Origin of the sequence: Sporosarcina ureae (assembly GCF_002109325.1) — a bacterium.
In the GTDB taxonomy this organism is placed as follows: domain Bacteria; phylum Bacillota; class Bacilli; order Bacillales_A; family Planococcaceae; genus Sporosarcina; species Sporosarcina ureae_C.
In genome coordinates this window covers 3,325,877-3,350,430 of sequence record NZ_CP015348.1, presented here as the reverse complement: position 1 = coordinate 3,350,430, position 24,554 = coordinate 3,325,877, and the positions used below count along the sequence as shown (strand labels likewise).

Sequence of the window (24,554 nt, the reverse complement as noted above, 5' to 3'; positions counted from 1 at the left end):
TTATAAAGTAGACACATCCACCTAATTGGCGGATGTGTCTATTTGTTTTTAGCGACTAGATGTAGTCGTATACATACCATCCTTTACACGTAATTCAATAGTTCCTTGTTCCGCTGTCGACCAAAACGGAATGCCATGCTCAATGAACCGATTCACTACTTCTGCATGCGGATGTCCATAGCGACTATTTCTTCCTGCCGAAACGATAATAAACTCGGGCTGTAAGAAATTGATAAAAGGCTCTGTACTCGATGTTTTACTGCCATGATGGCCCGCTTTTAGCACAACACGTTGAAAATCTGCAGAACGATACCTTTGCAAAAATCGCTGTTCTCCCTCTTTCTCCAAATCTCCAGGAAAGATGAAATGAAGATCATTCTTCTTCATGACCAGTATGAGTGAACTGTCATTGCCGTCATACATACGTTCTTCAGGCGCTACATATTGAAACTGATAATCGTCTATATTCCAATTAAAGCCTTCCCCAACGAGCTGCACTGGAACTTTTTGTTCATTGGCCAGTCGTAACACGTCTTCCATCGCTTTCTCTTGTTCGCTTCCAGGCGGTATATGAATCTCCTTCACGCGTAACTCTTCCATGACTTCATCCGCACCTTCCATATGATCAAGATCGGCATGAGAAATCATCAATCGGTCGATTTTCGTAATACCTTTTGCTTTTAAGTACGGCACAACGATATTTCGTCCAATTTCAAATGGCTGCTCAGGAGTTTTCCAATTCGCTTCACCAAAATGAACGACGCCACCAGTATCTATCATATACACTGCTTTTTTAAAAGGCATCTCGATAATCGTACTGTCCCCTTGTCCCACGTCGACGTACGAAACGATCGCGTCCCGATGTAGTATCGGTTTGATTTCCAAATAAAATGCCGGTAACAATAAGCCAGCGATACCTAGCGCAATACATTTTCTTCGTTCCAAAGAAACTAGAAATAGTAAGATCCCAAGAACCGCAAGCGCAGAACCTATTCCATCCGGCTGTCCCGGTGTCCACATTTGGTACGGAAATGAAGCAAACCAAGTGGTCATGCTACCTATCCATTGTCTGATTGGTTCATACATGTGAAAAAGTAAACTGGCTAGCGGAGGGATTGTATACGTACAAACTAACAGTAATAAATTGGCTGGCAAAATAAATATGGAATACAAAGGGACATAGAACAAATTCGCGATAAAAGAAGACATCGACAACTCAAAGAAGTGATACAACAAAATAGGATAAAGCGCGACTTGCGTAATAACCGTGACAAGAAAAGATACAACGAAACCATTTTTTGCCTGGCTTAAAATAGCGGACGAATACAATAAAGAGAATGCAGCTAAATAAGATAGCTGAAATCCAGGCTGGAATACGATATGGGGTTGCATCACGATAAAGAACAATGCGCTCATAGCCAGTGCATCATCTAGGCGCAATCTCAAATTCCCTGTAACCGCAAGTAATACAATCATCGTGACAGTGGCCGCACGCCAGACAGAAGGTGCTCCGCCAGCAATACATGCGTAAGTCGGCAAAAACACCAGTAATCCGTAGGTCACCCATTCTTTTCGAAAACCAACTCGCAAGAAGATTACCCGTATAAAAAACGTCAACAGTCCGACATGCAAACCAGAAATCGCAAACAAATGCGTAATTCCAAGCGTTTGATATTCTTTCTGCAAGAGTCGGTCCATGCCAGAACGGTCACCGATCAATAATGCCTCTGCTTCCGTGACAAGTGAAGACGGAAACTGCTCGTGAATATGTTGTTTGATAGAAAAGCGGTAATGCGAGAGTCGCGTTCGAAGTGTTGTGAGGGGCTGACTAGATGTGATACGTGTGGCTTCTAGAATTCCCGCTGCACCGTTCATTCGTAAATAGCGTGCCATATCGAATGAATAGTTATGGGCTGCCGGTTCCAATTCTTTCGGCTCCACTTCAGCTGTGAACAAAAACGTAGATAATCGCGCAGCTTGGAAGCGTTTCTTTTCGTGTTCGGAAGTTAGCGTATACATCATATAGACAATTGTACCGTCATGTAATGTAGCAAAACCCTTCACTTTAGCTCCATCGATCTTCACTTGATCTTTCCACTGAAATGTCATGACAGAATCGTTAGGAAGTGCTGTAGAATGACTGGAAAAATAGAAAAAAGAGAGACTAGCAAGAAGTGAGCAAAGAATTAGATGTAGATAATCTTTGCGCAAAAAGTAGAATGGTATGAGGAATAAAACATTTAAAAATAAAAGCGATCCTGAAAGCTCAGCTGCAAACGCAGAGATCGCTACAGGAATCGCTATATACATCCATCGTATCGATCGGATTAATTGCCAAATAAGTGATTCACCCTTTGTAAAAGGGCATCTAGTTCTTCAGGTTCAGCGCCAAGCTCTTGCATTTTCGTCAACATTTCGTTGAATAGTGAAAATTTCTCTTCACTGGCGAAGTCAATAGATCGCTCGTCAAACGGCACTTTTTCAATCTCGACACCCGCTTGCGCAAACAACTCGAGTGCATACTCGCTATTTCGGTAATCTTCCGCGTATTTAACGCGTTCAATACCCGCCTGAATCAATGCTTTACTACATTGTAAACACGGGAAGTGTGTGACATAAATAGTTGCCTTTGCGACCGGTATGCCGTATTTAGCACATTGTAGTAATGCATTCATTTCTGAGTGTATCGTTCGAACGCAATGATTGTCCACGACATAACAGCCGTGTTCAATACAATGGTCTCCACCCGAAATTGAACCATTATAGCCGCCAGCAATAATACGCTGATCACGTACTAAAATGGACCCCACTGAGAGCCGTGTGCACGTGCTGCGCATCGCCAGCAAATGACTTTGCGCCATGAAGAACTGATCCCAAGTAATTCGCTCCATACGGTTGCCTCCATCAATTAAGAATAATAAGTGGTTCTAATTTTTCAAATGTCTTGTCACCAATGCCTGACACATTTTTTATTCCATCCAATTGCGAAAAAGCTCCATGCTCTTCACGGTATTGTACAATCGCCGTAGCTTTTGCTGGACCGATGCCAGGAAGCGTTTGAAATTCACTTTCATTCGCTGCATTGATATTTACTTTCGAAGCGGAACTTTCAGACGAAGAAGTTGACGCCGCGGCTGGTTGCTCATATACCGGTGGTTCTTCTCCTGCGATCGGTACATAGACGACAGATTCATCCTGCAGTCTTTGCGCATGGTTCAACAACCTAGTGTCAGCGGCCTCCGTGTAACCTCCTGCTTTGTCGACTGCATCAAGCAAGCGATCACCTTCTTGCATCGAATAGAGTCCGGGATGTTTTACAGCACCTTTTACATCTACAAGAATAGCAACGGAGACCGCTTCAGCCACTAACTCGATCGGTGCTTCCACTTCTTTATTTTCTTCAGTAGTTTCAATTGGTTCAAATAGGGATTGTCCACGTTCTTCGGAAAGTTGGTCCGACGGTTCTCGGGGAAAGAACCAAACAGTGGAAAGTACAGCAAACGCTGCAATAGGAATGATCAATGTACGCCATTTTTCGGTAAAGAATGAACGGATAAACAACAATCCTTTCTTTCGGCACCGTATGGAGTCCCCTTCACTATACCCGATTGTGAAATACTATGGAAGACTTATTTCCGTACTTGGAAGAAGATTCTTTCACTTTCTTCTTCAGGTGCTTCATCTTCCCAATCTGCAAAAATACGCTCAATATGAAATCCAACTTCTTCAAGCATTTGAACATATTCAGGTATCGCAAATGTTCGTTGCATATGTACTTCGTCAAAACGCTGATAAGAACCGTCTTCCTGTCTAACGAAAAACGCCAACTCAGAATAAATGGAGTGAGTCTCGTCACCAGGAGCTGTTTGCCAAATATATGAAATACGTTGATTATCGAAAACAAAAGGACCTTCAAGGAAGATTTCATCCATTTTCTCTAACGAGTGCACATCAAATAGCAACACGCCACCTGTAGCAAGCGCTCCATATACGCGGCGGAATGTTTCTAAGACATCTGCTTGTTTAATTATATAGTTTAAGGAATCGATCGATATGACAGCTGCATCAAATGTCTCTTCTACTTCTAGTCGCTGCATCGGTTGCTCGATCAATGTAATATCAAGAGAAAGTGATTCTGCACGACGCGAAGCAACTTCGAGCATATCAGCGGAAAGATCGATACCAGTGACATGTGCTCCTTTTTTTGCGAGCATGGCGGACAGCAAGCCAGTTCCGCAACCAATATCCAATACTTTTTTCCCTGAAACGCCAGCAGACGCCAAATCGAGTAACTCGACATAGGCGTCATACGGGATATCATTCATTAGTTCGTCATAAATAGATGCGAACGCTGAATAGGAAGAACTCATACTTCATCCTCAACGTTTAATAACTGTGCGTCTCCCCATAACTTTTCTAAGTTATAGAATCCACGTTCATCTCTGTGGAATACATGAACGACTACATCTAGAAGATCGACTAAAATCCAACGACCTGCGTCGAATCCTTCTAAACGCTTCACTGGATAGCCTTCTTTTGAAGCTGCATCTGCTACTTCACGTGCGATCGCTTGTACTTGTCTTTCAGAGTTTGCATGACAAATGATGAATTGATCAGCAATTAGTGAAATGCCCTCCATGTTTAATACTACGATATCTTCTGCTTTCTTACTATCTACTGCTTCATAAGCTAATTCTAATAATGTTGGCATACTTCACTGTTCCTTTCTTCTACGTACATGGTCATTATAACAATCAAATGAATGAGGAAAAATGACTGCGTATCGCTGAACTAAAAATTTAAATGTGTGCTGGATACATTCGGTCATTTGATCTTCCAGCGGTTCTCCGTCAATACGTTGGCGAAGTTCTTCGATCCCCGGAAACTTTCTTCCTGGTTCAATTAAATCTGCAATATAAATTACTTTCTCTAGCTCGCTCATCCCAGCACGTCCTGTCGTATGGAAACGGACTGCCTGCAAGATGTCGTGATCTTCTACTCCGTAACGCTCTTTCGCAAGCATAGCTCCAACTGGCGCATGCCATAGTTCAGAGTGATACTGTGCATAGAGCTCGTAGTCTTCGTCACGCTTTAATAATTCGAGTAACTCGTCTTTATCCATAAATTTGGCATAATCATGAAATAGGCCAGCAATTTCAGCCTTTTCTACTGATACACCCACTTCTTCCGCTAACTTCTTTGCAGTTTCCGTGACACGTAACACATGTTCATAGCGTGCTTTTGGTAAGCGTTGTTCCAGATCAATTCGAACTTGTTGAAGATCCATATAATCTCTCCTCTCGAATATAAGCTTCGACAGCGGAAGGAATCAAAAGTTGCACAGTTCCTCCTTCTGCAAAACGCTGGCGGATCAATGTGGATGACAAATCAAGTTGAGGTGTTTCCACTAGTTGTACCGGGATTGCAGAAGCGTTAGTAGCACCTGGGCGCTTTACACCGACAAACGTAATAATATCGAGTAAATCTTCAATCCGATACCATGTCGGCAACTGATCGATCATATCCCCACCAATGATAAAATGAAAGTGAACATCGGGTTCGTCCAAAACTAATTGAGACATCGTATCGTATGTAAATGATACTCCGCCACGCTCAATTTCATACGAAGATGCACGCAAGCCTTCCACTTCATCTGCCGCTAGCTTCACCATTTGTAGACGTTGCTCTGCTGTTGCATCGCCCGTCGTAAGCTTATGCGGCGGGACTGCAGTAGGCATCAGCCATACTTCGTCCAGCTGCAGTGCATGACGCACTTCATTGGCGATCATTAAATGTCCAGTGTGCGGCGGATTGAAAGTTCCGCCCAAAATGCCAATTCGCTTCATCTGATTCTCCTTACGGTAATTGTATGCGTTTTTTCTCTGTCGATTCTCTGTATAAAACAATTGTGCTGCCGATGATTTGAACTACGTGAATACCCTTATACGCGCCAATCTTTTCAGCAATTTCTTTTTTGTCCTCGTCGCAGTTCTGAAGGACGCTTACTTTGAGTAGTTCACGTGCTTCTAGCGCTTCATCGATTTGAGCGAGGATTGCATCTGTCAGACCACTTTTCCCAATTTGGAATAATGAATCTAAATGATGTGCTTCGCTTCTTAAAAAACTTTTTTGTTTACCTGTTAACATGTTTACCCGCCAACTTTCATTGTAATCGTATCTGTCATTCTTTTCGTGTCAGGATAGACGCCTGTCCACTTGTCAAAAGCTAACGCGCCTTGATGGACGAACATTCCTACGCCATTCATCGTCTTGGCACCTGCTTGTTTTGCTTGTCGTAAAAATTCGGTTTCAAGCGGATTATAAATAATATCCGCCACTACGACACCACTTGCGATATTCTTTGGATCAAGTGGAATCCCTTCTTGCGCAAAGTTCATACCGACTGAAGTAGTTTGGACGACCAGTCCGAACTCCCCAAGACGTTCTTCTGCATCTTCAATAGATAGCGCATGACCGTCATCCATCGCTGTCGCCAGTTCTGCGGCCCTTGAAGCGGTCCTATTTGTGAAATAGAGTGGTCCATAGCCAGCTGACTGCAAAGCAAAGGCGATACCTCTAGCCGCTCCGCCAGCTCCTATAAGTAACACAGGACCTGTAACTGATTCGGAAAACTCCTCCAAAGACTTCACGAAACCTGCACCATCTGTATTGGCACCGATTAGTTTACCTTGATCGGTTTGGTAGACTGTATTCACCGCATTCATGACCCTCGCCGATTCATCCACTTCATCAAGGAAAGGAATAATTGCTTGTTTATGGGGTACTGTCACATTCCAACCGCTGCATCCGAGTGTACGCAAACTGTTGATCGTTTGTTCCAAGTTTCCCGCTGTTGCATGAATCGGTATATACGTCGCGTCCAAATCGTTTTCATCAAACCACTGATCGTGCATGACAGGTGACATCGATTGCGCGATCGGATCACCTACTACCGCATACCATTTTTTCAATTGGTCATTCCTCCTAGCCCTATTAAATCAATGAAGGTCTGATTACGACATTCACACCTTTTGGTGCATGTACAGCCACTTTTACATTCGCATGCTGAATCGTAATCCAGCCAAGACCTGAAATAACTATGTCTGTCTTTGCTTCCTTAATCGAAAATTCATGGCGCACAAGTGGCGGCAAATTTTCGAGGGATGCAGGTCCAGGTGGAGAAAGCATGTCACCTAGATGATTTTTAAATAGCTCATCTGCATTTTCAAGCTTTGTCCGATGAACCGGTAATGCATTCGCTGCGTAAATATTGAATGAAGAACGTCCACCTTGAATGAAATCAAAACGTGCCAGTCCACCAATGAACAATGTCTGTTCCGCATTCAGTTGATAGACTTTCGGCTTCAACTCTTTTTTCGGTGTAATTAATTTTAAATCGTGCGCATCTAAGTGATGGGCCATTTGGTGATCATTGATGATCCCTGGTGTATCCATCAGCATTTTTCCATCGTCCAATGGAATTTCTACTACATCAAGAGTTGTTCCAGGGAAATAAGACGTCGTAATGACATCCTCCATACCCGACGCATCTTTGATGATCCGATTAATAAACGTAGATTTCCCTACATTCGTACAACCGACTACATAGACGTCTTTACCTTTACGGTATTTCTCGATTGCGTCGAGTGCTTCACTCATGCCGTTCCCTTTTACAGCAGAAACGAGCAAGACGTCAATCGGTTTTAAGCCAAGCTTTGCCGCTTCTGCCTTCATCCAATTCTTCACTCGTTGCGGATTAATCGCTTTCGGCAAAATATCTGCTTTATTACCGATCAACAAGATGTCTTTCTTGCCTACAAAGCGATGCAGGCCATTAATCCAGCTACCGTTGAAATCAAAGATATCCACGACTTTGACGATTAAACCTTGTTTCTCACCGATTCCATTTAGAATCGCTAAAAAATCGTCTCCTGATAAGGAAACTGGCTGTAGTTCATTATAGTTCCGTAATTTAAAACAACGCTGGCAAATAACATCTTCCTTCTCTAAAGAAGCAGGTGGTGCATAGCCTTCTGCAGTTTTATCGGTTGTTTGGATTGTAATACCGCATCCAATACATTTGATCAATTCCAAATTTAGTCCTCCCACGTAAGTAATCCTTTTCTTCTAAACCTTGCCATAATCCGTCGTTCAATCGCGCGATTGAACTTCGTGATTGGCGCATCGGAACTTGCCACAGGGACGACCAATATCGTCTGTAACCCCACTCGATTCGCACCCAAGACATCTGTCAATAATTGATCACCAATCATAACGATTTCTTTTTTAGGCAATCCTAACGTAGCCATTGCTTGATAAAATGATCTCTTCAACGGCTTTCGCGCTTCGCAAATATACGGGATGCCTAACGGGCCACAAAAGTGACTAACGCGCTCTATATGGTTATTGGAAACAACTGTAATTTGCAAACCGGCATCGCGCATTGATTTAAACCACGCCATAATATCTTCCGTGGCATCTGCACGATCCCATTCAACGAGTGTATTGTCTAAATCCGTAATGATGCCCTTAATACCATTTTCAATCAGGTCTTCCGGTTTGATCAAAAATACTGATTTAACATATGCGCTCGGTAAAAAACGATTTAACACATTATCCTCTCCGCCCTACAACAAATTCTTGTCTGATTATAACATAGTTGTGTACTATGCACGCACAACTATGTCTGATTTTATCGCTTTTCTTGTCAGTGATAGACCATCCGTTGTTTGCATAGAGTAAACTACCAATAATCGGAGGTGGTCACATGAGCGGGTTTTTCCTGGCCGTCATGCAATTATGGTTAGAGATCCCCGCGCTAATCGGATACATCAGAGGTCAAGCTTTCCTTCGTCCGTTATCCAAGAAGGAAGAAGCCGAATGCCTGAGACGATTAGCTGAAGGCGATGAAAGTGCACGAGATGAACTTATCGAACACAATATGCGTTTGGTCGCCCATATCGTCAAGAAGTTTCAACCGAAGCATGAACTGCTTGATGATTATATTTCAATCGGGGCGATTGGTCTGATGAAAGCCGTCAATAGCTTTACGCCAGACCGTAAAACAAAGCTTGCTACGTATGCTGCGCGCTGTATCGAAAATGAAATACTTATGTATTTACGAACACAGAAAAAGGTACAAAAAGATGTCTCCCTCTACGAACCAATCGGCATGGATAAAGACGGCCAATCCTTGGAAATCGCAGACCTCCTTCAAACAAACGACATACCTCCACAAACAACCGTAGAACAAAACGAACAAAAAGAGCGGCTATACCGACATTTGAACAAGCTAGATTCACGGGAGCTCGAAATCATCCAAAGACGATACGGCTTGTTAGACGATCAGCCGATGACCCAAAAAGAAATCGCAGAACAATTAAATATTTCCAGAAGTTATGTTTCACGAATCGAGAAGCGGGCAATCGTCAAATTGTATCAATCGTTCAAGCATGAATATCAATAATACAAAAAGCGTTTCCGATCGTGCAACCTTGGGCCACAGCCCCCGCACACCGGAAACGCTTTAATTTTATTCTTAGTCAGCTTTAACCTCGCGTAAAATAATTAGTGCCAATAGTGCAGTGACGATAAATACTCCACCCATTAAGAATCCCATTGAATGTCCCTCCTCTCAACCAAACGAACTGCTGGTCTGTCTACTTAGTCATTTTATCATAGAACGATCAAAGTTTCGAGATGACACGCAAAACTATCTGTGACGAGTGTTTGGCAGCAAGCGGTAAAAATTCTTCGAAACTGACTGTGGATTCTTTTCCGGCAATATCAGATAGTGCACGGATTACTACACAACGTGTATTGAATTGATAACAAACTTGAGCAACAGCCGCAGCTTCCATTTCTACTGCGATCACTCGTGGAAATCTACTTTTAACTTGTAACACTTTTTCAGGATCATCCATGAAAGTATCAGCTGAAGCGATCGTACCTACACAATGTTCATATGTATCTAATTCAATGACGGCTTCTCTAGCGAAACCAATTAGTGTAGAATCTGAAGGGAAACTTGCAGGAAGTTGTGGTACTTGTCCTAGCTCGTATCCGAATGCGGTTACATCGACATCATGATGCAGGACATAATCCGATATGACAATCGTTCCTACTTCGAGTTCAGGATTTGTTCCACCCGCAGAACCTGTATTCAAGACTACGTCCGGTTTGTAGTTTTGTAGTAGGATTGTTGTTGCCATGGCAGCGTTTACTTTACCAATGCCACTCTTCGTCACAATCACTTGGTGCTTACCTACCTTACCTTCGATAAACTCACAGTTTCCGATCGTTGTAATCTTCCCAAGACCGATTTCTCTGCGCAATATTTCAACTTCTTCCTCCATTGCTCCTACGATTGCTATTTTCATTTATGCCCTCTCCTCTTTTTCACTAACTAGAATGTGCTGCAAAAAAGCAGCACATCGGTAGTTTGATATCCTTACTTCAATACATCCATTTTCACTGGTTTCCAGCCTTGACCGTCAACCCACTCTAGATATACTTTATATTTTTTGGAATTATCTTTACTTCTGACAATACCTTCTGATTTTTGAGGACTTCCTCCATTTTGAATGCGATCAAAATATAACTGATCTTCAGACAGTCCTGTCGCATAGGAGATGGCTTTCTTTTTTTCATTCCAATCGTCGGATTGACCATCGTACTTCGAGACGTGCTCGCCTGTTTGCTTTGTACCTACAGGTTTCCAGTCAGGATTTACAATAGCTTTCTTGCCGGAATCAGAAGAAGTTTCTTTCTTCGGTTGCTCTTTTTTTGGTTGTTCCTTTTTCGGCTGTTCTTTTTTCGGTTCTTCTACTTTAGGTGCTTCCGGTTCTTCCACAACTTCATTTACCACTTCGTTAGTTTCTTCAGGAGCTTGAACTTCAGGCTCTTCCACTTCTGTTGGTTCAGAATCTTCCTTATCAGGCTTGTCCGTATCATCTTCATCATCTAAAACAATAGGTTCAATTGGTGCTGTATCGGACTGAGTAGATTCTTCGGGCTTTTCAATCGCTACTTCATTTTTGTCGTCATCACCTGTTATAAAAATAATAGCAACCACTGCAATCAGAAAAACTACGACGCCTATTGAAATATTCAATGCTCTATTCACTTTGTTTGCTTTACTACCTTGTTTTCTTGATGATCTTGAATACTTTGGACCTTCATCTGGCATTTTTGACGACTCCTTTACTATGAAATGAAACACAAATCCCGTAGTGGGAATTGATCAAAATAAGCAATACCGTCTTCTACAAATAAGAAGACGGTACGTGTGTCACTTTATCTCGAGTATCTCTACTGACATTTCACCGCCGGGAGTTTGAATCCTAACTTTTTCGTCTTTCTTACGACCAATTAATGCTTTTGCAATTGGTGAGTCGTTTGAGATCATACCTTCTAGAGGATTCGCTTCTGCTGATCCTACAATTGTATATGTCTCTTTGTCACCGTCAGGAATTTCTCTGAATGTGACCGTCTTACCTAATTGAACTTCATCCGTATTTAATTCATTTTCAGTAATAATGACTGCATTGCGAATCATTCCTTCAATAGAAGAAATCTTCCCTTCGACAAATGCCTGGTCTTCTTTCGCTGAATCGTACTCGGAGTTTTCCGATAAATCACCGTAACTACGTGCGATTTTGATTCTTTCTACTACTTCCACACGTTTAACCGTTTTCAAATACTCTAATTCTTCTTCTAACTTTGCTTTACCTGCAGCTGTCATTGGAAACTTTTTTTCTGAAACCATTTAATAACACTCCTCAAATTTCTGTTCATAAAAAATACTATGCCACACTAACTTTAATTATGTGACATAGTGGAACTATTTTAGTTTTAACTTTTCTTCTTTTCATTCCTTTTACTCGTCTGAACGAAAAAAAGCCCTTGCATGTCTTGCGCACATCCTCATTTACTTATATAAACAGGCGGATGTTGAATTGATTTAAAATTATGTCATCATCATATTATACTTCATCGACAGATGCAAGAATTGTTTTTATCTTCGTTACCATTAAATCAATCGCAACCGCGTTCTCGCCGCCTTCGGGAATGATTATATTAGCATACTTTTTTGTAGGTTCAATGAATTGATTGTGCATAGGACGAACAACCGTCATATATTGTTCTACGACAGAATCTACCGTCCGTCCACGATCATGGATGTCCCGTAAAATACGACGAATAATTCGTATATCTGAATCGGTATCAACAAACAACTTAATATCCATAAGATCACGCAAACGTTCATCTTCTAAGACTAATATTCCTTCAAGAATGATAACGTCTTGTGACTCTACCACTTCTTTTTCAGTCGCCCGTGTGTGCAAAGTATAATCATATGTCGGCTTTTCGATTGACTGTCTGTTGATCAACTGATGGATATGTTGAATCAGTAAATCTGTATCGAACGCTAGCGGATGATCATAATTCGTTTGTAATCTTTCATTAAATGCCAAATGTGATTGATCTTTATAGTAATCGTCTTGTTCAATGACAACGACTGAATGACCTTGGAATACTTCATGTATCTTTTTGGTGACACTAGTTTTTCCGGATCCTGAACCTCCGGTAATACCGATCACGACAGGTTTTTTCTTCACAACTATTCCCCTTTACGGTCTACTCTTCACTACTTTTTCACGGCTATCAAAATGCCGTCACCTATTGGTAACAATGACGTTTCATACTGTTCATTGCGCATCGCCCAGCTCGTGAATTGCTGCAAATTTCGAATCATTGTTCGGTTACGTTTTGGTATGTCTGCATCTTCCAACAGCACCATACCATGCATAAACATATTATCACAATAAATTACACCTAACGCACCAACAAGAGGACTGTATTTGTCGAAAAACTTTCGATATTGTCCTTTTGCTGCATCTATGAACAGTGCATCAAATGGTTGCTGGTGTAATGTCGTTTCATCCAGTTCCAGTGCATCTGCATGAATGATTGTGATGCGCTCTCGCAATCCGCTACGCTCAATGTTCTCGACTGCTTTCTCATAACGTTCCGTGTCGCGCTCGACTGTATAAATGATTGCGTCCGGAAACGCTTTTGCTAATCGAATAGCCGAATAGCCGATGGCACTTCCGATTTCGAGTATACGCTTAGGTTGCTGGATTTTCAGCAACCCGATCAACGTATAAAGACCTGCATCATCCATGATTGGCACACGGTGTTCTTCAGCGAAGCGTTCCATTTCAAGGATGAGCGGCTCTTTTCCTTCTGCAAAGCGGCTAATGTACGCAGTGTAGTCCGTCATATACACTTCCCCTTTACAACGTATTATTTATACTGGCTATCAATAAATTCGGCTTTGTTTTTCAAGTGTTCTTCATACGTTTTGGCATAGTGATTGTTACCGTCTTTATCTGCTAGGAAGAATAGATATCCTGTTTTAGACGGTTCAACTGTCGCCTGTAAGGAAGCTGTTCCAGCATTTGCAATCGGGCCGGGCGGTAATCCTTTATTTTTATACGTATTATAGACATTGTCCACTTTTAGATCTTCGTTCATCACGCGGGCTTTGTGTTCGCCTAGTGCATATAGAACGGTTGGATCGGTCTGCAATGGCATACCTTGTGCAATGCGGTTATTGAAGATACTCGCAATCGTTTGACGATCCGTTTCGCCTGTTGCTTCTTTTTCCAACAATGAAGCAAATGTCAGCATTTTATGGACTGAACGACTTTTCTTCAGTTCTTCATCTTCTGGTGCCCAGTAGGCTTTATACGGAATGACGTTCTGTACAGTCGCATCTACCATCGTATCCACAACTTCTTTTACAGTCGGTTTTTCTTCATAGAATGGATAAGTAGCTGGGAATAAATAACCTTCTAGAGCATAGCGGATATTTTCATTTAGAATTTCATCCGTTATCACTTCTGGATACTTCGTCATATATTCTGCAATGACCTGTTCGTCCGTCACGTACTTCATAAACTGTTCTGAAGTAATTGTCGTCTTTTCACTCGTTTTTTCTGCAATTTGATCAAGTGTTAAACCTTCCGGAATCACAAGCGTAAATGCTGGCGTGCGGTAGACTACACCTGTTTTTAGACTCTCGATTAATTCATCAGGCGTCATAGACTGTGACAAGCCATATGTTCCTGCTTGGAAATCTGCTTCGTTATTTACTTTTGCGTAGTATTTAAAGATCCGTGCACTTTTAATAATACCCGACTTTTCCAGTTTTTCAGAAATTGTATCCAAACCTGAACCTATTGGAATTTCTACTTCTATTACTTTTTCCGAATCCGGATCAACGGGTTGCAACGCGCCTTTTATGTATGTATAGACTGAAAAGCCTCCTACTATCCCTACAACCAATACAATCGCAACAATCCAAAGTACTATTTTTCTAACGGTTCTCACTTCTTCCTTTTGCTCCAACATTCGTTCAAACATGACATCTTTTTTTCTTTGGGGCTCTTTTTCCACAAGCCTCACCTCTTCTTCCGCTATGGATCAATTAACTAAAAAAGACGGAACGGTCAGCACCATTCCGCCCGTCACATACTATTATCGTTTACTCGTCTTCTTCTTCAAGGAATGTGTTCAAAACTTCTTCGATCATATCCCATTCTTCATCGGACTCAATTTCAAGAAGTGAACCACCATCTTGTCCTTCTTCAGTCGGAATGAATGCGGACGCGTGGATTTCAACTTCCTCGTCATCGTCTCTCTCTTCGCCGTCTAAAATATGATACAGGACGTATGATCTTTCATATTCTTTTGAATCAAATGTTAAAATCACTTCACATACGTGCTCTTCGCCGTTCTCATCTACGATTGTCATGTTCTCTTGTCCGTGTTCCATTGTGTAATCACCTCTAAATTTTTTGTGAATCTAAATATCCTTGCAAAATCATAACTGCTGCCATTTTGTCTATGACTGCCTTACGTTTTTTTCGACTCACATCGGCATCGATTAAAACGCGTTCTGCAGCCATAGTCGTTAATCTTTCATCCCATAAAACAACAGGTAAACCGAACTTTTCTCGCAATTTCTCTGCGTACTGTTCGGAAGCTTCACCGCGGGGCCCTATGGTATTATTCATATTCTTCGGGTACCCGACGACAAATTTTGTCACTTCGTATTCTTCTATTAGCTGTTTGACTCGTTTCATCCCGAAAGAACCTACCGCCTCATCAATTTTGATAGTTTCGATTCCTTGGGCTGTCCAACCGAGACTGTCGCTTATCGCAATGCCGACTGTTTTTGAGCCGACATCCAATCCCATAATTCTCATTCGGATTTGCCTCTATTCTCCCGAATGTAGAACTTGACTAATTCTTCTAGAATTTCATCTCGTTCCAGTTTCCGAATCAGACTACGAGCGTCTTCGTGGCGTGGAATATAGGCTGGATCTCCAGATAGTAAATAGCCGACCATCTGATTAATCGGGTTGTACCCTTTTTCTTCTAATGATTTGTAAACGTGGAGCATGACTGATTTGACTTCTTCCTCCATTGACTCCTCAGGAAAGTTGAACTTCATCGTTTCATCTGATGAACTCATACTCGACACCCCGCTTTCCGATTTCCATTTATGTGTATAACGAATTAACTTCTTACTATAAAAAGGTCGTATAGATTAAACATCGTGCATCTTATCTATTTCCCTAACATAATCGCTCTACATAATGGTTAAACAGATTTTACATAATCATACACGGATTGAAGCGCATCATCAAGTTTTGACGCATCTTTTGCTCCAGCCATTGCCATGTCTGGGCGACCGCCACCTTTTCCGCCACAGAGAGATGCAACGTGGTTGACGATTTTTCCTGCGTGGTAGTTGCTACCTTTTAAATCGTCGGTAACTCCTGCTGCCAACATGACTTTTCCATCCGTTACTGTACCAAGTACAATGACGCCTTTGGAAGTTTTTTGTTTCATTTCATCGATTAATTGACGTAAACCGTTGTTGTCTTTCACTTCTACATTTGCAGAAATGACTGTGACGTCTTCGATCTGCTGAGCTGTTTCCATGACGCTTGTCAATTGACTGTTGCCCATCTTCGCTTGCAGTGATTCGTTTTCTCGCTGAAGTTCTTTAAAGTCCGCGAGAATCGATTCAACTTTAGTGACGACCGTTTTTGGAGTTGCTTTAGCCGTTGTTGCTATTTGATCAATGACCGCTTGATCTTCTTTGAATGAACGGAAAGCTTGTCCACCCGTAAATGCTTCGATGCGTCGAGTACCCGCGCCGATTCCGCCTTCAGAAACGATTTTGAATACGTTTATATCGGACGTATTGCGAACGTGGCATCCTCCACATAGCTCGATTGAGTAATCTCCAACTTTGACGACGCGTACGATATCACCGTATTTCTCGCCGAACAATGCCATCGCACCCATTTCTTTCGCTTCAGCTATCGGTGATACCATTGTGTTCACTGGCGTACCTGCCCAAATTTGTTCATTGACTTGGAATTCGATGCGCTCTAGTTCTTCTTTTGTAACTTGTCCAAAATGGGAGAAGTCAAAGCGAAGACGATCCGGGCCAACATATGATCCTGCTTGATTGACGTGTTCACCAAGAACATCTTTTAACACACGATGTAATAAGTGTGTAGCTGTATGATTCTTCACTGTCAAATTGCGAGAGAACTCGTCTACTTTAGCAACGACTGCTACTCCTTCATTCAATTCACCTGAACTGATGAAAACGGTATGCAAGTTCTGTCCATTAGGCGCTTTTTTGACATCACGAACTTCTGCCGTGAACGACTCGTTTGAGATCGTGCCTTTATCCGCTACTTGACCGCCACTTTCTGCATAAAACGGTGTCTGATCCAAAATAATTTGTACCGTTTCACCTTCAGATGCATGTGCGATACGTTGACCGTCTTGCACAAGTACACTGACGATCGCATTCGTTTCTAGTTGACTATAGCCAATGAACTCACTTGCCTCATGCACTTCACCAAGCACGCCGGATTGAACATGCATGGAGTCAGACGTTGCACGCGCAGCACGTGCACGATTTCGTTGTGCAGCCATTTCTTCGTCAAACCCGATACGATCAACTGCCACATTTTCTTCTAGAGCAAATTCCTCTGTTAGTTCAAACGGGAAACCATATGTGTCATAAAGTTTGAACGCGTCGCTGCCTGAAACGATTGGCAAATCTGAAGCTTTTGCTTTTTCAATGATTGTCGTTAAGATCGCCATTCCGTCATGCAATGTTTCGTGGAAACGATCTTCTTCGTTTTTCACGACTTTCATAATGAATGCTTGTTTATCATGGACTTCTGGGTAGAAGTCTTTCATGATATCTCCGACAATCGGTACGAGCATGTACATGAATGGCTTATCGATGCCTAATTGTTTCGCGAAACGAACCGCTCTTCTCAATAGACGACGCAGCACATATCCACGGCCTTCATTGGACGGAAGTGCGCCGTCACCGATTGCGAAGGCTACGGTACGGATGTGATCTGAGATGACTTTAAACGCAATATCCGCTTGCGTCGTTTCACCATATTTTCTGCCTGATACATTTTCAACCGCTTCAATAATCGGTAAGAACAAATCTGTATCGAAGTTTGTAGGTACATCTTGAATTACGGATGCCATACGCTCGAGACCCATTCCTGTATCGATGTTTTTCTTTGGAAGCGGTGTATACGTGTGATCAGGATTATGATTGAACTCAGAGAATACTAAGTTCCAGATTTCTAAATAGCGTTCATTTTCTCCACCTGGATATAATTCTGGATCTGAGAAATCGTCACCGTAACTAGGTCCGCGATCATAGAAGATTTCAGAGTTCGGACCACTTGGACCTTCGCCGATATCCCAGAAGTTTCCTTCAAGACGAATGATACGCTCTACTGGAATGCCAATTTGATCTTTCCAAATAGTGTATGCTTCTTCATCTTCTGGATGGATAGTTACAGATAAAAGTTCCGGATCAAAACCGATCCACTGTTCATTAGTCAGGAAGTCCCACGCACGGATGATAGCTTCTTCTTTGAAATAATCACCTATTGAAAAGTTGCCAAGCATTTCAAAGAACGTATGGTGGCGCGCTGTGTAGCCGACGTTTTCAATGTCGTTTGTACGAATCGATTTTTGCGCATTTGCAATCCGTGGGTTCTCAGGAATTACTCTTCCATCAAAATACTTTTTCAATGTTGCGACTCCACTGTTGATCCATAATAGTGATGCGTCATCAACTGGTACTAATGCAGCTGATGGTTCTACATTATGTCCGTGCTCTTTAAAATAGTCTAAAAACATTTGGCGGATTTCAGCTGCCGTAAGTTTCTTCATCGTTTTACTCCTCCTAAAATTAAAAAAACTCCCCCCCTTGTATAAAGGGGCGAAGGTTTCATTGATCGCGGTACCACCCTAATTACCGCATGAAGCGGTATCTCGAGTTGCCTTAACGCGGCAAGACGGCAGGGATTAGCCTGCAACTTCGGAATAGCGTTCGCCGTAGATCTGAGAGAGCCTTTTCAGCCAAGAAGCTCTTTTCTTTTGCACAGAATAAACAGGTACTTGTTCCTTCAACGTTTTTCATTATTTCTAAACGAATTATAGGAAAGTTCTCTCGCTTTGTCAATCAGTCACTTCAAGAAAGTCGAGTGGTGACACATTGTTCATACCTATGAGCGGATCAATTGCAGTAAAATTGTCCATCGTTAACTTCGCTTGTGACATATCTTGTGGTTCAGCCGTCACTTTTGCAGGTGCTGTATCGAGTGAGATTGTTTCCACGGTTTGTGTAGTCTGAACTTCTTGTGTTTCCCCAGTTATGCGTTCTTGAAGTGTCGTCTGTCGCTCGGTTTCGTCGGTGCGCGCAATGCCTGCTTTAAATTCTTCTGCTTCACCGCAAAGTATTAAGAAGTTCTTTGCACGCGTAATCCCTGTGTACAGCAGATTACGCCGTAACATTTTCCGCTGACTTCTGACGATCGGCATGACAACGATTGGAAATTCGCTACCTTGGGATTTATGAATAGAACAACAATACGCAAGTGTCAGCTGATTCAAGTCGCTTCGCTCGTATTGCACTTCATTGCCGTCGTACGAAACGACCATGATCGCTTTTTTGTCAGTCGTTTCTTTCGCTAGCATGATCGCAACGACTTCTCCCATATCCCCATTGAAAACATTACTTTCCGGCTGATTGACGAGTTGCAGAACTTTATCCCCGACACGATACGTCGTTTCTCCGAAAACCATTTCTTTTCTTCCTTCGGCAGGTGGATTCGTGACTTCTTGTATCATCTTATTCAAACCATCTATGCCTGCTGGACCTTTGTACATCGGCGCTAGCACTTGAATATCTTTAATGGAATGCCCTTTGGATGTGGCGTTTTGAATGATTTGTTTAACTGCAGGCAAAATTTGATCACTCGACGCTTTAATAAACGACCGATCCGACGTCTTCTTTGTAACATCCATCGTCCATTCTTTTTGCTTGATCATATGGGCCATTTCGATGATGGTTGAGCCTTCACTTTGCCGGAAAATATCGGTCAGTTCAACGACCGGAATTTTTCCTGACTGCATGAAGTCATGCAACACTTGACCAGGTCCTACAGAAGGTAGTTGATCCTGATCTCCAACGAATAATAACTGTGCATCATTGCGGACAGCTTTTAACAGCTGATGCATGAGCCACGTATCGACCATGGACGTTTCGTCAATGATGATGAGATTGCCATCCACTTCCCGCTCCGTCTCTTCTTCGGCGTCCTGACCCGTAAATCCGAGTAGGCGGTGGATCGTCATGGCAGGTAATCCGGTTGATTCGGACATCCGTTTCGCTGCGCGTCCGGTAGGGGCTGCCAAGATGATCGGAAACGGTTCTTTTTTACGTGCATATTCGTCGAGGTCAAGTGAGATACCATGCAGTTCTGCGTACGCCTCAACTAAACCTCTTATGACGGTTGTCTTACCTGTCCCGGGTCCACCTGTTAGCACGAGTAATGAAGAATGAAGGGCGCGTTCGATCGCTTCTACTTGCGTTTCGGCATACTGCACTTCCAAACGTTCCTCTATTTCACCAATTGCTTTTCGTATTTCAGAAGCGGGAAATTGTTCCGCGACTTCATTTTCGAGAATTTTATTGACTTTAGCGGCAATCCCAATTTCCGAAAAATAAAGAGAGGGTAAATAGAGTCGCTGCATTTCAGCAGACAGTGTGCCTTCTTCGACGAGTTCAATCACGGCTTGGGTGATCGATTCGTACGAGATAATATGTGCCTGACTCGATTCAAGTAGCTGCTTCGCTTGAGGCAAGATCACCCCTGACTCTACGTAGACATGTCCTGCTGACTGTACTTCACTATGTACGCTGTAATAAACAGCTGCTTTAATACGCGCAGGATGATCTCCTACGAGCCCGAGTTGCTTCGCGAGATCATCTGCACGTTGAAAGCCGATCCCTTCAATTTCTTTAATTAAACGATATGGATTTTCTGTCAGAATCGTGATGGCATCATCTTGATACGCTTGGTATATACGCATAGCCACTTGTGGACCGAAGCCCCATTCATTGAGTTGCACCATAGTACGTTCAAGACCTAGATTCTCCTGCAAGACTGAAACGAGCGTATCTTTCCGTTCGTCACTCAAACGCGGAATCTGATCCAGTACACTGCGGTCTTCAAGGACTTTCTGGATGACGTTATTGCCGAGTGTCTTCACGATATCACTAGCTGTTTTCTTCCCGATTCCAGGAAATAAATCACCAGATAAGTACAGGATCAGACCCGCCTCTGTCGCAGGCAACTCTTTTGAGAATGTCTGCACGTCGAACTGCTGTCCATGTACTGGATGGTTAACGAGTCGTCCTGTGAATTTGTAATCTTCTTCCGCGACGAGAGGAGGGAAAGAGCCTTTGATCACTATTTCACTGTCGCGGTAATCAGTATTGGTGGAAGTGACTTTTAACTTGACGATGGAAAATAGATTCGTCGTATTATGGAAAATCGTCACGACCGGCCTACCGATTAGATATGGTGCTGTTTCACTCATCGAAGGGTTCCCTCCTTTTTTTAGAAGATGTATTACTCGCCTTGTTCTCCAAGCTTGATCATATCGAATAAATAACGCGCTTGTGTATGGTCTGGTTCAGCAATGAAAGCTTGTTCCAAATGAGACAATGCAGTCGCTTTATCTTCCGTGGAAACTGCGTATAATACACCTAAATTATAGTGAGTATCCGCATGATCTGGTGTGACTGCTAAAATAGCTTCGAATACAGGCTTTGCTTCTTTAAACAACTCCAATTTCGCTAATAAAATCCCGTAGGACAATGCGATTTCTTGATCGTCTTGATTCAGCTCTACCGCACGCTGTAAGTACGGCAATGCTAAACGGTCATTACCTGCTTGCTCCATACTTTTACCGAGCATGAAATACGCATCGGCAGAGTCCAATCCTGTATTGATCGCTTTTTCATATAATTTTGCTGCCTCTTCAAAGCGTTCTTGATTGTAATATAGATTCGCCAGTCCATAAAAAGCCGTTCCTGCATTCTCGTCAAGCGTTAATGCTTTTTGGAAAAACGGTTCCGCCTGCTCAGCATCTCCAAGCGACGCAAAAATATTTCCGATATTAATATAGCCTGTAGGCTCTTCTGGATTTTCTTCTACCGCTTTCATGAAAAGCTCGATCGCTTTCTCATAATTGCCTTCTTGCATTTCTTTAATCGCATTTTGATGAATCGACATGCTATTGCCTCCTTATCCTACGTATGTCAGTTTCTTGCCGTCTTTAAATACTTCATTGATTGTTCCGCCACCTAGGCACTCATCACCGTCATACAGCACGACAGCTTGTCCTGGCGTGACTGCACGAACAGGCTCATCAAAAGTCACAATGGCTTCGTCACCAGACAGCTGTACCGTTACTTTAGTGTCCGGTTGACGATAACGGAACTTAGCTGTACAAGTGAATGTCTCCGGTAATTCTTTCGGCGAACAAATATTCATATCCGTTGCTTGTAAACTCGTTGAAAATAGTGTGTCGTGATAGAAGCCTTGTTCAACTAGCAACACATTGCGCTCCAAGTCTTTACCGACCGCAAACCAAGGTTCTCCAGCTCCGCCAATTCCTAGACCATGACGTTGCCCAATTGTATGGTACATGAGTCCGTCGTGCTTGCCCATCTTCACTCCGTCCATCGTCTGCATCTCGCCTGGACGTGCAGGTAAGTACTCTCCGAGGAATTCTTTGAAATTGCGCTCACCGATGAAACAGATTCCTGTTGAATCTTTTTTCTTCGCTGTTGCGAGTCCTGCTTGTTCTGCGATTTCACGGACTTCACTTTTCTCCATATGACCTAGAGGGAACATTACTTGCTGTAGTTGCTCTTGCGTCAATTGATTCAAGAAGTATGTTTGATCTTTATTATTGTCTACACCACGGAGCATCGCTACACCGTTTTCGCGTTCTACGACTTGTGCATAATGTCCAGTCGCCAAATAATCGGCACCTAGACTTTTTGCGTGTTCGAGGAATGCTTTGAATTTAATTTCTTTATTACACATGACGTCTGGATTCGGTGTGCGACCTTTTTTATATTCATCCAAGAAATACGTAAATACTTTATCCCAATATTGCTTTTCAAAATTCACAGAGTAATACGGAATGCCGATCTGATCACAAACACTGCGTACGTCTTCAAAATCTTCTGTCGCGGTACAATGTCCGGATTCGTCGGTGTCATCCCAGTTTTTCATAAAGATTCCGATCACTTCATAGCCTTGCTGTTTTAAGAGTAATGCCGCAACCGAAGAGTCCACTCCGCCTGACATTCCAATGACTACACGTGTATCGGCAGGTGCTTTTTTCGTTGTCATATTGTTCATCCTTTACTGAATTCATTTCACTAGTCGTTTGACTACTTTTGCGATTCGATTGGCTGCTTCTTCTATAATAGATTCATCTAAGTCATAGCCGAAACTGATGCGGATCGAGTTTCTAGCTTTATCTGATTCCGTGCCAAACATAGCCGTTACGACATGTGACGGTTCAAATGATCCTGCAGTACAAGCAGAACCACTTGATACGGCTACCCCTTCTAAATCCAAGCTCATCAAAAACGTCTCCACATCGGTACCCGGAAACGATACATGATAAATATGTGGTAAAGATTCTACTGCGTGGGGAATAGTCGGTTGGAAATCGATTTGATTTGTTTCAAAGACATCCGCCATTTTTTGTTTATACATAGAATACGTTGTTTGCTTTTCTAGTTTCGTTTGCTCAGCAATCGAGACTGCTTCTGCAAATGCAAGTATAGCTGGCACATTTTCAGTACCTGCGCGACGTTTTTTCTCTTGTGACCCGCCGAGTACTTGGCTCGACAACAACTTGCCATTTCGTTGATACAAGAAACCGACCCCTTTAGGTCCATTCACTTTATGAGCTGAAACTGATAAGAAATCGACTTGCAGTTCTTCGACGTCCAGTTGGCATGTACCGTAAGCTTGCACTGCGTCTGTGTGAAAAGCAGCCGGATGTGTAGAGAGCAACTCGCCGATTTCTGCAATCGGTTGAATCGTTCCTACTTCATTGTTACCGAACATAACGGACACTAAAATGGTTTCATCTGTTAACGCATCTTGAACTTGTTGTGCTGTAATGACCCCATTACGGTCGGGTGATAGATACGTCACTTTATAGCCTTGTGACTCCAGTTGTTTACAAGGGTTTAATACCGCGTGATGTTCAATTTCTGTCGTAATAATATGTTTGCCGTCTGTATTCAACGACTGTACGTACCCAAAAATCGCCAAATTATCCGCTTCTGTACCTCCAGAAGTAATAATGATTTCATTCGGGAATGCATGGATTGAAGAAGCTAGCGTTTTACGTGCTTCTTCTAGCACTTTCTTTGCGTGTCGGCCAAATTGATGCGTACTTGAAGGATTACCATATGTATCATGTAGCGCAGTAGTAAATCTCTCCAATACAGCTGGATGCATCGGTGTCGTAGCGGCATAGTCTAAATATATAGCTGGTTTCATAACTAAACTCCTTTAAATATAGAACATGTATTCATCAGCAGTCGACGTATCTTCAAATTCAATTAAGTCTCTAATCGTCGTATGATCCAATACCCCTCGGATGGCGTCTCCGATTCGTTTCCATAGTTCGCGTTGCGGAATATCATCGTCATCGAGTCCTTCGACTAATTGGATCGGCCCTTCAAGCAAACGAATGACGTCCCCTGCCATAATCTCGGATGGATCTTTTGCGAGTTTATAGCCACCGTAGGCACCGCGAACACTTTTCACCATTCCGCTGTTGCGTAAAGGCGGGATCAGTTGTTCCAGATATGCTTCAGAGAGATTTTGTTCTTCTGCGATTTTACGCAAAGGCACAGGACCCTCTCCATATTTCCGTCCTAATTCTACTATTACTGTAAGTCCGTATCGTCCTTTGGTGGATATTTTCATTGGGCATCGTCCTTTACTAAAATTGCTGAAATCAGTATAGCATAATTGTATCACTGGTTCTTGCAAATGACTTCACTAATGTTTTACGGTATAATGAAAGAA

General features: G+C 42.6%; 27 protein-coding genes. 1 reads left to right on the top strand and 26 read right to left on the bottom strand.

Annotated features, from left to right (window positions below):
* Positions 1 to 48 precede the first annotated feature (48 nt).
* The 11 genes from SporoP32a_RS16455 to SporoP32a_RS16405 form a co-directional block, all read right to left on the bottom strand.
* Positions 49 to 2,109, bottom strand: coding sequence for a DNA internalization-related competence protein ComEC/Rec2 (locus SporoP32a_RS16455; RefSeq protein WP_198166187.1), 2,061 nt, complete (start codon positions 2,107 to 2,109; stop codon positions 49 to 51).
* A 218-nt stretch (positions 2,110 to 2,327) separates the two neighbouring features.
* Positions 2,328 to 2,891 carry a ComE operon protein 2 gene (locus tag SporoP32a_RS16450; protein WP_085428900.1) on the bottom strand — a complete coding sequence of 188 codons (564 nt, stop codon included), beginning with the start codon at positions 2,889 to 2,891 and terminating at the stop codon, positions 2,328 to 2,330.
* A gap of 13 nt (positions 2,892 to 2,904) precedes the next feature.
* A complete protein-coding gene (locus SporoP32a_RS16445) occupies positions 2,905 to 3,561 on the bottom strand; it encodes a helix-hairpin-helix domain-containing protein (RefSeq protein WP_232319558.1) in 657 nt (218 codons plus the stop codon).
* Between the two features lie 68 nt (positions 3,562 to 3,629).
* Entirely contained in the window at positions 3,630 to 4,370 is a 741-nt protein-coding gene (locus SporoP32a_RS16440; RefSeq protein WP_085428899.1) for a class I SAM-dependent DNA methyltransferase, read from the bottom strand.
* Positions 4,367 to 4,711 (bottom strand): ribosome silencing factor, encoded by a 345-nt coding sequence (gene rsfS / locus SporoP32a_RS16435; RefSeq protein ID WP_085428898.1) that lies wholly within the window; start codon positions 4,709 to 4,711, stop codon positions 4,367 to 4,369. The genes SporoP32a_RS16440 and rsfS overlap by 4 nt, the downstream gene beginning before the upstream one ends.
* A 3-nt stretch (positions 4,712 to 4,714) precedes the next feature.
* Positions 4,715 to 5,287: a bis(5'-nucleosyl)-tetraphosphatase (symmetrical) YqeK gene (gene yqeK, locus SporoP32a_RS16430; RefSeq protein WP_085428897.1), complete on the bottom strand. Its 573-nt coding sequence runs from the start codon at positions 5,285 to 5,287 to the stop codon at positions 4,715 to 4,717.
* Positions 5,262 to 5,846, bottom strand: a complete 585-nt coding sequence (locus SporoP32a_RS16425; protein ID WP_085428896.1) for a nicotinate-nucleotide adenylyltransferase — start codon at positions 5,844 to 5,846, stop codon at positions 5,262 to 5,264. The genes yqeK and SporoP32a_RS16425 overlap by 26 nt, the downstream gene beginning before the upstream one ends.
* Before the next feature lie 10 nt (positions 5,847 to 5,856).
* A complete protein-coding gene (yhbY, locus tag SporoP32a_RS16420) occupies positions 5,857 to 6,147 on the bottom strand; it encodes a ribosome assembly RNA-binding protein YhbY (protein WP_085428895.1) in 291 nt (96 codons plus the stop codon).
* Between the two features lie 2 nt (positions 6,148 to 6,149).
* Positions 6,150 to 6,971, bottom strand: coding sequence for a shikimate dehydrogenase (gene aroE, locus SporoP32a_RS16415; RefSeq protein WP_085428894.1), 822 nt, complete (start codon positions 6,969 to 6,971; stop codon positions 6,150 to 6,152).
* A 22-nt stretch (positions 6,972 to 6,993) separates the two neighbouring features.
* Positions 6,994 to 8,094 carry a ribosome biogenesis GTPase YqeH gene (gene yqeH, locus SporoP32a_RS16410; RefSeq protein ID WP_085428893.1) on the bottom strand — a complete coding sequence of 367 codons (1,101 nt, stop codon included), beginning with the start codon at positions 8,092 to 8,094 and terminating at the stop codon, positions 6,994 to 6,996.
* 2 nt (positions 8,095 to 8,096) lie between these two features.
* Positions 8,097 to 8,612 carry a YqeG family HAD IIIA-type phosphatase gene (locus SporoP32a_RS16405; protein ID WP_085428892.1) on the bottom strand — a complete coding sequence of 172 codons (516 nt, stop codon included), beginning with the start codon at positions 8,610 to 8,612 and terminating at the stop codon, positions 8,097 to 8,099.
* A gap of 155 nt (positions 8,613 to 8,767) precedes the next feature.
* Here SporoP32a_RS16405 and sigK point away from each other — a divergent pair, with 155 nt between their 5' ends.
* On the top strand, positions 8,768 to 9,466 hold the full coding sequence (gene sigK, locus SporoP32a_RS16400) for an RNA polymerase sporulation sigma factor SigK (RefSeq protein ID WP_085428891.1): 699 nt from the start codon (positions 8,768 to 8,770) through the stop codon (positions 9,464 to 9,466).
* Between the two features lie 220 nt (positions 9,467 to 9,686).
* Here the strand turns inward: sigK and mtnN are convergent, their stop codons facing one another.
* The 15 genes from mtnN to cymR form a co-directional block, all read right to left on the bottom strand.
* The gene (gene mtnN, locus SporoP32a_RS16395; protein ID WP_085428890.1) at positions 9,687 to 10,379 is read right to left on the bottom strand and encodes a 5'-methylthioadenosine/S-adenosylhomocysteine nucleosidase; all 693 of its coding nucleotides are present in this window, start codon (positions 10,377 to 10,379) and stop codon (positions 9,687 to 9,689) included.
* A 71-nt stretch (positions 10,380 to 10,450) separates the two neighbouring features.
* Positions 10,451 to 11,188 carry a DUF1510 family protein gene (locus SporoP32a_RS16390; RefSeq protein WP_085428889.1) on the bottom strand — a complete coding sequence of 246 codons (738 nt, stop codon included), beginning with the start codon at positions 11,186 to 11,188 and terminating at the stop codon, positions 10,451 to 10,453.
* A gap of 102 nt (positions 11,189 to 11,290) precedes the next feature.
* Entirely contained in the window at positions 11,291 to 11,767 is a 477-nt protein-coding gene (greA, locus tag SporoP32a_RS16385) for a transcription elongation factor GreA (protein ID WP_085428888.1), read from the bottom strand.
* A gap of 217 nt (positions 11,768 to 11,984) precedes the next feature.
* Entirely contained in the window at positions 11,985 to 12,620 is a 636-nt protein-coding gene (udk, locus tag SporoP32a_RS16380; protein ID WP_085428887.1) for a uridine kinase, read from the bottom strand.
* Between the two features lie 29 nt (positions 12,621 to 12,649).
* A complete protein-coding gene (locus SporoP32a_RS16375) occupies positions 12,650 to 13,285 on the bottom strand; it encodes an O-methyltransferase (RefSeq protein ID WP_085428886.1) in 636 nt (211 codons plus the stop codon).
* Positions 13,286 to 13,308: 23 nt separating this feature from the next.
* The gene (gene mltG, locus SporoP32a_RS16370) at positions 13,309 to 14,430 is read right to left on the bottom strand and encodes an endolytic transglycosylase MltG (RefSeq protein ID WP_085429120.1); all 1,122 of its coding nucleotides are present in this window, start codon (positions 14,428 to 14,430) and stop codon (positions 13,309 to 13,311) included.
* Between the two features lie 121 nt (positions 14,431 to 14,551).
* A complete protein-coding gene (locus tag SporoP32a_RS16365; protein WP_085428885.1) occupies positions 14,552 to 14,842 on the bottom strand; it encodes a DUF1292 domain-containing protein in 291 nt (96 codons plus the stop codon).
* A 13-nt stretch (positions 14,843 to 14,855) separates the two neighbouring features.
* Positions 14,856 to 15,275 carry a Holliday junction resolvase RuvX gene (gene ruvX, locus SporoP32a_RS16360; RefSeq protein WP_085428884.1) on the bottom strand — a complete coding sequence of 140 codons (420 nt, stop codon included), beginning with the start codon at positions 15,273 to 15,275 and terminating at the stop codon, positions 14,856 to 14,858.
* Positions 15,272 to 15,544 carry an IreB family regulatory phosphoprotein gene (locus tag SporoP32a_RS16355; protein ID WP_085428883.1) on the bottom strand — a complete coding sequence of 91 codons (273 nt, stop codon included), beginning with the start codon at positions 15,542 to 15,544 and terminating at the stop codon, positions 15,272 to 15,274. Before SporoP32a_RS16355 ends, ruvX begins: the two co-directional genes overlap by 4 nt.
* A 128-nt stretch (positions 15,545 to 15,672) precedes the next feature.
* Entirely contained in the window at positions 15,673 to 18,306 is a 2,634-nt protein-coding gene (gene alaS / locus SporoP32a_RS16350; protein ID WP_085428882.1) for an alanine--tRNA ligase, read from the bottom strand.
* A 288-nt stretch (positions 18,307 to 18,594) separates the two neighbouring features.
* On the bottom strand, positions 18,595 to 21,021 hold the full coding sequence (locus SporoP32a_RS16345; protein WP_085428881.1) for an SF1B family DNA helicase RecD2: 2,427 nt from the start codon (positions 21,019 to 21,021) through the stop codon (positions 18,595 to 18,597).
* Positions 21,022 to 21,053: 32 nt separating this feature from the next.
* On the bottom strand, positions 21,054 to 21,719 hold the full coding sequence (locus tag SporoP32a_RS16340) for a tetratricopeptide repeat protein (RefSeq protein WP_085428880.1): 666 nt from the start codon (positions 21,717 to 21,719) through the stop codon (positions 21,054 to 21,056).
* Between the two features lie 12 nt (positions 21,720 to 21,731).
* Entirely contained in the window at positions 21,732 to 22,850 is a 1,119-nt protein-coding gene (mnmA, locus tag SporoP32a_RS16335; RefSeq protein WP_085428879.1) for a tRNA 2-thiouridine(34) synthase MnmA, read from the bottom strand.
* A 21-nt stretch (positions 22,851 to 22,871) separates the two neighbouring features.
* Positions 22,872 to 24,020 (bottom strand): cysteine desulfurase family protein, encoded by a 1,149-nt coding sequence (locus tag SporoP32a_RS16330; protein ID WP_085428878.1) that lies wholly within the window; start codon positions 24,018 to 24,020, stop codon positions 22,872 to 22,874.
* A gap of 12 nt (positions 24,021 to 24,032) precedes the next feature.
* Positions 24,033 to 24,452, bottom strand: a complete 420-nt coding sequence (cymR, locus tag SporoP32a_RS16325) for a cysteine metabolism transcriptional regulator CymR (RefSeq protein WP_085428877.1) — start codon at positions 24,450 to 24,452, stop codon at positions 24,033 to 24,035.
* Positions 24,453 to 24,554 lie beyond the last annotated feature (102 nt).

What these genes read in the sequence shown, in the direction of transcription:
- SporoP32a_RS16455 (WP_198166187.1), bottom strand. Translation starts at nt 2,109, where the DNA reads ATGACATTTCAGTGGAAAGATCAAGTGAAGATCGATGGAGCTAAAGTG.
- SporoP32a_RS16365 (WP_085428885.1), bottom strand. Translation starts at nt 14,842, where the DNA reads ATGGAACACGGACAAGAGAACATGACAATCGTAGATGAGAACGGCGAA.
- cymR (WP_085428877.1), bottom strand. Translation starts at nt 24,452, where the DNA reads ATGAAAATATCCACCAAAGGACGATACGGACTTACAGTAATAGTAGAA.
- mnmA (WP_085428879.1), bottom strand. Translation starts at nt 22,850, where the DNA reads ATGACAACGAAAAAAGCACCTGCCGATACACGTGTAGTCATTGGAATG.
- greA (WP_085428888.1), bottom strand. Translation starts at nt 11,767, where the DNA reads ATGGTTTCAGAAAAAAAGTTTCCAATGACAGCTGCAGGTAAAGCAAAG.
- ruvX (WP_085428884.1), bottom strand. Translation starts at nt 15,275, where the DNA reads ATGAGAATTATGGGATTGGATGTCGGCTCAAAAACAGTCGGCATTGCG.
- SporoP32a_RS16440 (WP_085428899.1), bottom strand. Translation starts at nt 4,370, where the DNA reads ATGAGTTCTTCCTATTCAGCGTTCGCATCTATTTATGACGAACTAATG.
- yhbY (WP_085428895.1), bottom strand. Translation starts at nt 6,147, where the DNA reads ATGTTAACAGGTAAACAAAAAAGTTTTTTAAGAAGCGAAGCACATCAT.
- sigK (WP_085428891.1), top strand. Translation starts at nt 8,768, where the DNA reads ATGAGCGGGTTTTTCCTGGCCGTCATGCAATTATGGTTAGAGATCCCC.
- SporoP32a_RS16390 (WP_085428889.1), bottom strand. Translation starts at nt 11,188, where the DNA reads ATGCCAGATGAAGGTCCAAAGTATTCAAGATCATCAAGAAAACAAGGT.
- SporoP32a_RS16375 (WP_085428886.1), bottom strand. Translation starts at nt 13,285, where the DNA reads ATGACGGACTACACTGCGTACATTAGCCGCTTTGCAGAAGGAAAAGAG.
- rsfS (WP_085428898.1), bottom strand. Translation starts at nt 4,711, where the DNA reads ATGCCAACATTATTAGAATTAGCTTATGAAGCAGTAGATAGTAAGAAA.
- mtnN (WP_085428890.1), bottom strand. Translation starts at nt 10,379, where the DNA reads ATGAAAATAGCAATCGTAGGAGCAATGGAGGAAGAAGTTGAAATATTG.
- SporoP32a_RS16345 (WP_085428881.1), bottom strand. Translation starts at nt 21,021, where the DNA reads ATGAGTGAAACAGCACCATATCTAATCGGTAGGCCGGTCGTGACGATT.
- alaS (WP_085428882.1), bottom strand. Translation starts at nt 18,306, where the DNA reads ATGAAGAAACTTACGGCAGCTGAAATCCGCCAAATGTTTTTAGACTAT.
- mltG (WP_085429120.1), bottom strand. Translation starts at nt 14,430, where the DNA reads ATGTTTGAACGAATGTTGGAGCAAAAGGAAGAAGTGAGAACCGTTAGA.
- SporoP32a_RS16340 (WP_085428880.1), bottom strand. Translation starts at nt 21,719, where the DNA reads ATGTCGATTCATCAAAATGCGATTAAAGAAATGCAAGAAGGCAATTAT.
- SporoP32a_RS16425 (WP_085428896.1), bottom strand. Translation starts at nt 5,846, where the DNA reads ATGAAGCGAATTGGCATTTTGGGCGGAACTTTCAATCCGCCGCACACT.
- SporoP32a_RS16330 (WP_085428878.1), bottom strand. Translation starts at nt 24,020, where the DNA reads ATGAAACCAGCTATATATTTAGACTATGCCGCTACGACACCGATGCAT.
- yqeK (WP_085428897.1), bottom strand. Translation starts at nt 5,287, where the DNA reads ATGGATCTTCAACAAGTTCGAATTGATCTGGAACAACGCTTACCAAAA.
- SporoP32a_RS16355 (WP_085428883.1), bottom strand. Translation starts at nt 15,544, where the DNA reads ATGAGTTCATCAGATGAAACGATGAAGTTCAACTTTCCTGAGGAGTCA.
- SporoP32a_RS16450 (WP_085428900.1), bottom strand. Translation starts at nt 2,891, where the DNA reads ATGGAGCGAATTACTTGGGATCAGTTCTTCATGGCGCAAAGTCATTTG.